Origin of the sequence: Jatrophihabitans sp. (assembly GCF_051960575.1) — a bacterium.
Lineage (GTDB): Bacteria > Actinomycetota > Actinomycetes > Mycobacteriales > Jatrophihabitantaceae > JBQCEE01.
This window is the reverse complement of record NZ_JBQCEE010000334.1, coordinates 1-8063: the sequence shown is the minus strand read 5'-3', so window position 1 is coordinate 8063 and position 8063 is coordinate 1. Positions and strand designations below refer to the sequence as shown.

Sequence of the window (8063 nt, the reverse complement as noted above, 5' to 3'; positions counted from 1 at the left end):
CGTCGTGCAACTCGACGGCGCGCGCGTCGAGGTCGACTGGCGCTCGGATGCCGAACTCGACGGGCACGTGCTCGAGTACCTGGCCCACGTCGAGTGGAGCGGGCCGCGGCCGATCCTCACCGTGCTCACGCGCGACCAGCGACGGATGGAGTTCCGCGAGCTCGACCCGGCGACCGGTGCCACGACCGCGCTGCGCTCGTCCACCGACGACGCGTGGGTCGAGCTGCTGCCGGGCACACCCCGTCGGCTGTCCGACGGACGCGTGCTGCACAGCGTCGACGTCGGCGACACCCGGCGGCTCTACGTCGACGACACCCCCTTCACGCCCGCCGACGTGCTGGTGCGCGAGGTCGTCGCCGTCGAGGACGACGCCGTGCTCGCCACGGTCATCCCGACCGTCGGCTCGGTGGTGCTCGCCCGCCTCGGCTTCGACGGCGCGGTCGAGCTGCTCAGCGATCCGGACGGTGTGGCGACCGCGGCGGCCGGGGGTGGCACGGTCGTGGTCGCCCAGCAGCAGGCGTCCGAGCCGGTCGTGACGACGACGGTGCGGTCGGGTGACCGCGCGAGCGAACTGCGGTCGGTGGCCGAACGGTCACCGCTGGCACCGAACGCGGTGACGCTGCAGGTGGGCGAGCGGGGCCTGCCCACGACGGTGTTGTGGCCGACCGGGCACGTCCGCGGCTCGCGGCGCCTGCCCGTGCTGCTCGACCCTTACGGCGGCCCCCACGGCCAGCGGGTGATCAACGCCGCGCACGCCTACCTGACGTCGCAGTGGTTCGCCGACCAGGGCTTCCTGGTGGTCGTCGCCGACGGCCGGGGGATGGCCGGGCGGGGCCCCGCCTGGGACCGCCTCGCCCTCCGCGACCGGGCGGGCACGATCGACGACCAGGCCGAGGCCTTCGAGGAGGTCGCCCGCCGCTTCCCCGACGACGTCGACCGCGCGCGCGTGGCGATCCGCGGCTGGTCGTTCGGCGGCTACCTCGCGCTGCTCGGCGTGCTGCGCCGCCCCGACGTCTTCGCCGCGGCGATCGCCGGCGCACCCACGACCGACGAGCGGCTCTACGACACGTGCTACAGCGAGCGCTACCTCGGCGATCCGCGCACCGAGCCCGAGAGCTACGAGGCCAACAGCGTGCTGCCGCTGGCCGCGCAGCTCGACCGGCCGCTGATGATCGTGCACGGGCTGGCCGACGACAACGTCTACGTCGCGCACTCGCTGCAGCTGTCCAGCGCGTTGCTGGCGGCCGGCAAACCGCACGAGTTCCTGCCGCTGTCGGGCATGACGCACATGGCGAACAGCGAGGCGGTGGCCGAGAACCTCCTGCTGCTGCAGGTCGACTTCCTGCACCGGGCGTTGGGGATCGCGCCGGCGTGACTGTGCCCTCGGACGACCTCGGCCATCCGCTCGACGGCACCGGCCCGCGTTCGCGCGTCGTGTCGCTGGTGCCGTCGCTGACCGAGGCGATTGCCGCTGCTCGCCGCGAGGCGCTGGTCGGGGCGACCGACTGGTGCACGCACCCGGCCGACCTCGACATCATCCGCGTCCGCGGCACGAAGAACCCTGACGTCGCGGCGATCGCGGCGACGGGTCCGGATCTCGTCGTCGCGAACCAGGAGGAGAACCGGCGCCTCGACGTCGAGCGGCTGCGTGCGGCGGGCGTGCCGGTGTGGGTGACGCGGATCGAGACGCTCGACGAGGCGCTCGTGTCGATGCGACGGTTGTTCGAGGTCGCCCTCGGCTGGGGTGCGCCGGCGTGGCTGGACGAGGCCGATGCGGTGTGGCAGCAGCCCGCGCCGAGCGGCCTCCGGCGCCGGGTGGCCGTGCCGATCTGGCGCGACCCGTGGATGGTCGTCGGTGCGCGCACCTTCACCGGCGACCTGCTGGCGCGGTGCGGCCTCGACAACGTCTTCGGTGCCGGCGAGGACCGCTACCCGCGCGTGTCGGTCGACGACATCGTCGCCGCGCGTCCCGATGTCGTCCTGCTGCCGGACGAGCCCTACCGCTTCACCGCCGACGACGGCCCCGAGGCGTTCCGGTCGACCGACTGCGTGCTCGTCGACGGGCGCGCGCTCACTTGGTACGGCCCGTCCTTGCTGACGGCGCGCGACCACCTGCTCACCGCCCTGTCCTGACACATCCGGAGGTCGTCATGTCCCAGCTCGTGCACACCCGACAGGACGGCGGCGTGCTCGCCGTGCGCCTGCACCGGCCCGAGGCACGCAACGCCCTCAGCCTCGAGCTGACGCACGAACTGGCCGCCGCCATCGAGGGCGCCTCGCCGGACACGGGGGCGATCGCGCTGCTCGCCGACGGCGACCACTTCTGCGTGGGGGGCGACGTGCGGGCGATGGCCGCCGCCGACGACCCGGCCGCGATGGTGCGCGAGCTCGCCGACGGCCTGCACCGCGTCACGCGGGCCATCGCCGCCGCCGCGCCCGTCGTCTGCGGCGCGCAGGGATGGGCGGCCGGTGCGGGCTTCAGCCTCGCGCTCTCGACGGATGTGGTGCTCGCCGCTGACGACGCGTCGTTCCAGCCCGCCTACCCGGGCATCGGCGCGACACCGGACGGCGGCCTGACCTGGACGCTGCCCCGTGCCATCGGCGAGCGCCGGGCGCGGTCGCTGCTGCTGCGCAACGCCGTGGTGCCGGCCGTCGAGGCCTGCGTGCTCGGCATCGTCGACCGGCTCGTGCCCGCGGCCGAGCTGGAGGCCGCGGTGCTCGAGCAGGCAGCCGCGCTCGCCGGCGCCGCACGGCAGGCGCTGCGCGGTACGAAGCGGCTGCTCACCGCGTCCGCATCTGCCACGCTCACCGACCAGCTCGACGCCGAGGCCGCCTCGATCGCCGAGCGCATCGCGTCCGCGGAGGGGCAGGAGGGGGTCGCGGCGTTCATCGGCCGCCGTCGTCCCGATTTCGGCGGTCTGTCAGACGTTCCGGCCTGACCGACCCGGCGTCACCACCGGTCGTGCACGAGCGGTCGGATCCGCTCGTCGTAGAGCGTGCGGATCGCCTCGTTCGTGGCGTCGTCGAGCGTCGGCACGGAGGCCGCCGCGGCGTTGCCGCGTGCCTGCTCGACCGAGCGGGCACCCGGGATCACCGTGGTCACGCCCGGCTGGTCGATGATCCACCTCAACGCAAGTTGAGCCGGGGTGACACCGTCCGGTGCCAGTTCGGCGAAGCGCTGCGCCGCCTCGACGCCGGTCTCGAAGTCGACGCCGGCGAAGGTCTCGCCGACGTCGAAGGCGGCGCCCTGGCGGTTGTAGTTCCGGTGGTCGTCCGGCGCGAAGGTGGTGTCCTTGGTGTAGCGGCCCGACAGCAGGCCGGACGCGAGCGGTACGCGCGCGAGGATGCCGACACCCGCCTCGGCCGCGGCCGGCAGCACGCGCTCGAGCGGCTTCTGCCGGAAGGCGTTCAGGATGATCTGCACGCTCGCGACGTGCGGCCGGGCGATGGCGGTGAGGGCCTCGTCGACGGTCTCGACGCTGACGCCGTAGGCGGCGATGCGCTGCTCGTCGACCAGGGTGTCGAGCGCCTCGTACACCTCGTCGCGGCTGTAGACCGGCGTCGGCGGGCAATGCAGCTGCACGAGGTCCAGGGTCTCGACGCCGAGGTTGCGCCGCGACCGGTCGTTCCACGCGCGGAAGTTGTCGAGGGTGTAGTGCTCGGGCAGTTGCTCGACCCGCCGGCCCATCTTCGTCGCCACCAGGACCCCGGCGTCGCGGTGCTCGCGCAGGAAGCGGCCGATCAGTTGCTCGCTGCGGCCGTCGCCGTACACGTCGGCCGTGTCGAAGAGCGTCACGCCGTCGGTGACGGCCGCCTCGAGCACGGCGAGCGCGTCGGCCTCGTCGACGTCACCCCAGTCGGCGCCGAGCTGCCAGGTGCCGAGACCGATGACCGAGACGGGGCGGTCGGTGCGTCCGAGGGTGCGTCGTTCCACGAGAATGACCGTACCCACGAGCGATCACGGCAGGAGCGGCATGGCGAAGGTCTTCATCAGCATCGGCTCCGGCCCCGGGCTCGGCCTGGCCGTGGCGCGGCGGTTCGGGCGCGAGGGCTGGCTGTGCGTCGTCACGACGGCGCAGGCCGAGCAGGCCGACGACCTGCGCGCGCGTCTCGCGGACGACGGCGTCGCGAGCGAGGGCGCGGCGCTCGACCTGGCCGATCCCGAGCAGATTCGTCGCCTGGTCGACGACATCGGCCGTCGGCACGGCCGGATCGACGTGCTGCACTTCAACCCGAGCATCTGGCGCGAGCGCGACCCGCTGCAGCTCACCGTCGACGAACTGCTCGCCGACGTCGCCATCGGTGTCGGCGCACTGCTGCCGGCGGTGCAGGCGGCGCGGCCGCACTTCGCGCCGGGAGCCCGCGTGCTGGTCACCGGCAGCGCGGCGGCCGACACCCCGTGGCACGGCGCCGCGAGCCTCGGCGTGCAGAAGGCCGCGCTGCGCAACCTGGTCACCAGTGTCGACGCCGTCCTCGCCGGCGACGGCGTCCGCGCCGTGGCGGTGCAGATCAACGGGGTGCTCGCGAAGGACGGCCCGTTCTCACCCGCACCGATCGCGGACGCGATGTGGGCGGCGGTGGCCCGCGACGACGAGCACTGGACGCCGCACGTGCCCTACGACGGATCGGGCCGCTCGCCGCGGTGATGCCGGCGCAGGCCCTCGTGCAGCGCCTGCGCCCGGGCGGCGGGGATGGTGCGTCCCTGCTCGACGAGATCCGGCGGCACCGGTTGCGGCGCGGGCATCGCCTCCGCCCACCGATCGTTGTCGCCGACCAGGTTCGGCACCGTGTGCACGGTGAACTCGGCCGGTGACACGTCGGCCAGGTCGGCCCAGCCGACCGGAAACGAGACGGGGGTGCCGGGCCGCAGCCGCGGGCTGTACGCCGCCGCGACACTCGCCCCGCCGGCGCGGGTCGAGTCGAGGAACACCTTGCCCTCGCGGTCGGCCTTGATGAACGCCGTCGTCGCCACGCCGGGGTCGATCGCCTCGGCGCGTACGGCGAGCGCACGCGTGGCGAGCGCGACGTCCGACGTGGTCGCCCCGGTGACCGGGACGAAGACGTGCACGCCCTTCGAACCGCTGGTCTTGACCGCGCCGCGCAGGCCGGCGTCGGCCAGCGCCTGTCGCACCAGCATCGCCGCAGCGACCACCGCCGCGAAGTCGCCGCCCTCGGGTGGGTCGAGGTCGAGCACGAGATGGGTCGGGGCGTCGGGTGCATCGACCCGGAACAACGTCGGGTGGAACTCGAGGGCGCGCTGGTTGGCGAACCACAGCAGCGTCCGGCGGTCGTTCGCGAGCGGGTAGGCGATCTCGCGCTTGGACGCGGACGACCAGACCGGTGTCGTCGTAATCCACTCGGGCGCGTACTTCGGCAGGTTCTTCTGCATGAAGGGGCGCTGCCCGCGCAGCGAGCGGATCACCGAGAGCGGTCGCTCTTCAAGTGTTGCGACCAGTTCGTGGTGCATCGCGTCGACGTAGTCGACGAGGTCGCGCTTCACCGCGTCCGCGCCGTCGAACAGCGGCTCGTCGAGGTTGGTGAGGGCGACACCGTCGCGTGTCTCGCTCGTGGCCATCACCCCATCCTGTCGTGACCGCCGTGTAAAAGCGGGGTGACACGGGAACAACAGCACCATGATCGGATTCGCTGTTGCACTCCTCGTCGTCGGCGTCATCCTGCTTATCCTCGGGATCGCCATCCACGCCGCCCACCTGCTGCTGTGGCTGGGCATCGTCGTCGCGGTGATCGGCCTGCTGTGGACGCTGTTCAGCGGCATCGGCGGTCGCGGACGAGCCGCCCGGCTCTGACGGGCGGCCGCGGCAGGTCGCACGGGCTCGACGCCCATGTGGCCCGTCGGCGCACGGCAGCGGGCGAGAACCGGCTGCCGCCCGCATTCGCCGTCGTCGTCGCGGCCGTCGTCTACGCGCTGCTGCCCGACTCGGTGCTGCCGGCCTGGCGGCTGGTCGTCCCTGCGGTCGAGCTGGTGCTGCTCGTCGCGCTCCTGATCGCCAACCCGCGCCGGATGGTGCGGCAGACGCGGTGGTCGCGCTGGGCGTCGGTGGCCTCGAGCGTGGTGCTGCTCGTGGCCAACCTGGTGGCGCTCGTCCGTCTGGTGGCGACGCTGAGCAGCACGCCCGGCACGGGCCTGCTCGTCGCAGCGATGCAGGTCTGGCTGACCAACGTGATCGGCTTCGCGCTGCTGTTCTGGGAGCTCGACCGCGGCGGGCCGGTGTCGCGCCACAAGCAGCGTCGCGACCTGCTGCCGCCCGCCGACTGGCGCTTCTCGCAGGACGAGAACGCCGACAACGTCATCGAGGTCGCGCGCGGGTCGAGCGAGCAGGCAGGTTGGACGCCCGCCTTCGTCGACTACTTCTACCTGTCGCTGACGAACTCGAGCGCGTTCAGCCCGACCGACACCATGCCGTTGACCAGCCGCGCCAAGCTGCTCATGGGCGTCGAGGCGACCGCCGCCCTGCTCACGTCCCTGCTGCTGATCGCGCGTGCCGTCGGCTCGCTCGGTGGTGGCGGCGGCGGCTGATCGTCAGCCGGCGGCGCGGCCGACCTCGTGGCGTCGTCGCGGGTGCGAGCACGCGGTCGGGATGACGATGACCGGTGCGTCCTGGCGGCGCAACAGGCGTTGAGGGACTGATCCGGTGAGACCGCGGCGCAGCCGTGCCCACCAGCCGGAGGTGTCGGCGCCCACGACGATCGCCATCGGCCGCACGTCGCAGGCCAGTCGCACCAACGCGGTCGACGGCACGCCTGCGCGGCAGACGACCGTCCAGGACACCGTCTCGTCGAGCAGCGCCTCGCACAGGTCGGGGACGAGCCCGGCGAGCACGTCCTCCTCGGTGATCGCGGCGCAGAGGGCGGCGCCCTCCGGGGTGAAGGCGGCCGGCCGGTCGAGGATGTGGGCGATCAGCAGTTCGGTGCCGGCCACGCGGGCCAGGCGGGCAGCGGCGCGCACCACGGCGGCGGTGCCGGGGCCGCCGTCGACACCCGCGAGCACCGGCTCGGGACCGGCTGTGCTCGCGGCGTCCATGATCGACCTCACCGACTTGGTTGCTGAGATCAACCATACTCCCGTTCGGCCTGCGGGCCGGTGATCCGATTCACCGCGGCCTCGTCGCGACTGCGGGAAGATGGAACCGTGAGCCTCGACCCCGAAGAGCTGTTCGACCTCGACGCCGATCGCCCCGACCTGCAGGGGGCGGTGCTGCTGCACCTGCTCGACGGCTTCGTCGACGCGGGCGGTGCCGTGCAGCTGGCCCGGGCCGCCCTGCTCGCGGGCGACGCGCCGATCGTCGCGCGTTTCGATGTCGACCAGCTCTACGACTACCGCGCCCGCCGGCCGCTGATGCGCTTCGACGTCGATCACTGGGCCGAGTACGCGACGCCCCAGCTCGCGCTGCACCTGCTGCACGACGGCGATGACGTGCCGTATCTCGTGCTCGCCGGTCCCGAGCCGGACGTGCAGTGGGAGCGCTACGTCGCCGCCGTCCGGCTGCTCGTCGAACGGCTCGGCGTGCGCCTGGTGATCGGGCTGAACGCGTTCCCGATGTCGGTGCCGCACACGCGCCCGACGCCGATCATCGTGCACGGGTCGCGCCGCGAGCTGTTCGCCGACTACCGCGCCTGGCTGGGCCAGATCGCGGTGCCGGCGAGCGCGACGCACCTGGTCGAGTTCCGGCTCGGCGAGGCGGGCATCGACACCCTCGGCATCGCCGCGCCGGTGCCGCCGTATCTCGCGCAGACCGAGTTCCCGGCGGCCGCGCTGGCGTTGTTGCGGGAGGTGTCGGCGCGGGGGCGGCTGCGGCTGGACACGACGGCGCTCGAGGAGGCCGAGCAGCTGAACCGGGTGGCGATCGACACCCAGGTGGCGGCGTCGGAGGAGCTGCAGACGCTGGTCGGTGCCCTCGAGCAGCAGTACGACGCGGCGGCCGCGCAGGCCGCGCTCGCGCTCGGCGACCTGCCGACGGCGGACGAGCGGGGCGGCGCGCGCGCCCCCAACCACCGCCCCCCGACCCCCCCCCCCCCCCCATCCCCCCACACCCCCCGCGGGG

10 protein-coding genes are annotated in these 8063 nt (G+C 73.5%); 7 read left to right on the top strand and 3 right to left on the bottom strand.

The features are described from left to right. The 3 genes from ACTHMS_RS18740 to ACTHMS_RS18730 form a co-directional block, all read left to right on the top strand. The coding region (locus ACTHMS_RS18740; protein WP_440308180.1) for a prolyl oligopeptidase family serine peptidase at nucleotides 1–1375 on the top strand (1375 nt) is incomplete at its 5' end. Beyond that, on the top strand, nucleotides 1372–2133 hold the full coding sequence (locus ACTHMS_RS18735) for a helical backbone metal receptor (RefSeq protein ID WP_440308179.1): 762 nt from the start codon (nucleotides 1372–1374) through the stop codon (nucleotides 2131–2133). The genes ACTHMS_RS18740 and ACTHMS_RS18735, both read left to right, overlap by 4 nt. 17 nt (nucleotides 2134–2150) lie before the next feature. Then, entirely contained in the window at nucleotides 2151–2939 is a 789-nt protein-coding gene (locus tag ACTHMS_RS18730; protein ID WP_440308178.1) for an enoyl-CoA hydratase/isomerase family protein, read from the top strand. Nucleotides 2940–2950: 11 nt separating this feature from the next. On the opposite strand, the gene ACTHMS_RS18725 is transcribed toward ACTHMS_RS18730, so the two are convergent. Further along, a complete protein-coding gene (locus tag ACTHMS_RS18725; protein ID WP_440308177.1) occupies nucleotides 2951–3934 on the bottom strand; it encodes an aldo/keto reductase in 984 nt (327 codons plus the stop codon). A 40-nt stretch (nucleotides 3935–3974) separates the two neighbouring features. Here ACTHMS_RS18725 and ACTHMS_RS18720 point away from each other — a divergent pair, with 40 nt between their 5' ends. Beyond that, nucleotides 3975–4646 (top strand): SDR family NAD(P)-dependent oxidoreductase, encoded by a 672-nt coding sequence (locus tag ACTHMS_RS18720; RefSeq protein WP_440308176.1) that lies wholly within the window; start codon nucleotides 3975–3977, stop codon nucleotides 4644–4646. On the opposite strand, the gene ACTHMS_RS18715 is transcribed toward ACTHMS_RS18720, so the two are convergent. Next, nucleotides 4616–5575: a DNA polymerase domain-containing protein gene (locus ACTHMS_RS18715; RefSeq protein WP_440308175.1), complete on the bottom strand. Its 960-nt coding sequence runs from the start codon at nucleotides 5573–5575 to the stop codon at nucleotides 4616–4618. The genes ACTHMS_RS18720 and ACTHMS_RS18715 overlap by 31 nt on opposite strands. A gap of 58 nt (nucleotides 5576–5633) precedes the next feature. Here ACTHMS_RS18715 and ACTHMS_RS18710 point away from each other — a divergent pair, with 58 nt between their 5' ends. Both ACTHMS_RS18710 and ACTHMS_RS18705 read left to right on the top strand, forming a co-directional pair. Then, nucleotides 5634–5807 (top strand): hypothetical protein, encoded by a 174-nt coding sequence (locus ACTHMS_RS18710; RefSeq protein ID WP_440308174.1) that lies wholly within the window; start codon nucleotides 5634–5636, stop codon nucleotides 5805–5807. Between the two features lie 38 nt (nucleotides 5808–5845). Continuing rightward, nucleotides 5846–6538, top strand: a complete 693-nt coding sequence (locus ACTHMS_RS18705) for a hypothetical protein (protein ID WP_440308173.1) — start codon at nucleotides 5846–5848, stop codon at nucleotides 6536–6538. Nucleotides 6539–6541: 3 nt separating this feature from the next. Here the strand turns inward: ACTHMS_RS18705 and ACTHMS_RS18700 are convergent, their stop codons facing one another. Beyond that, the gene (locus ACTHMS_RS18700) at nucleotides 6542–7075 is read right to left on the bottom strand and encodes a universal stress protein (RefSeq protein WP_440308172.1); all 534 of its coding nucleotides are present in this window, start codon (nucleotides 7073–7075) and stop codon (nucleotides 6542–6544) included. Between the two features lie 75 nt (nucleotides 7076–7150). Between ACTHMS_RS18700 and ACTHMS_RS18695 the strand changes: the two genes are divergently transcribed. Then, nucleotides 7151–8063 (top strand): PAC2 family protein (locus tag ACTHMS_RS18695; RefSeq protein WP_440308171.1); only part of this gene is annotated, 913 nt, incomplete at its 3' end.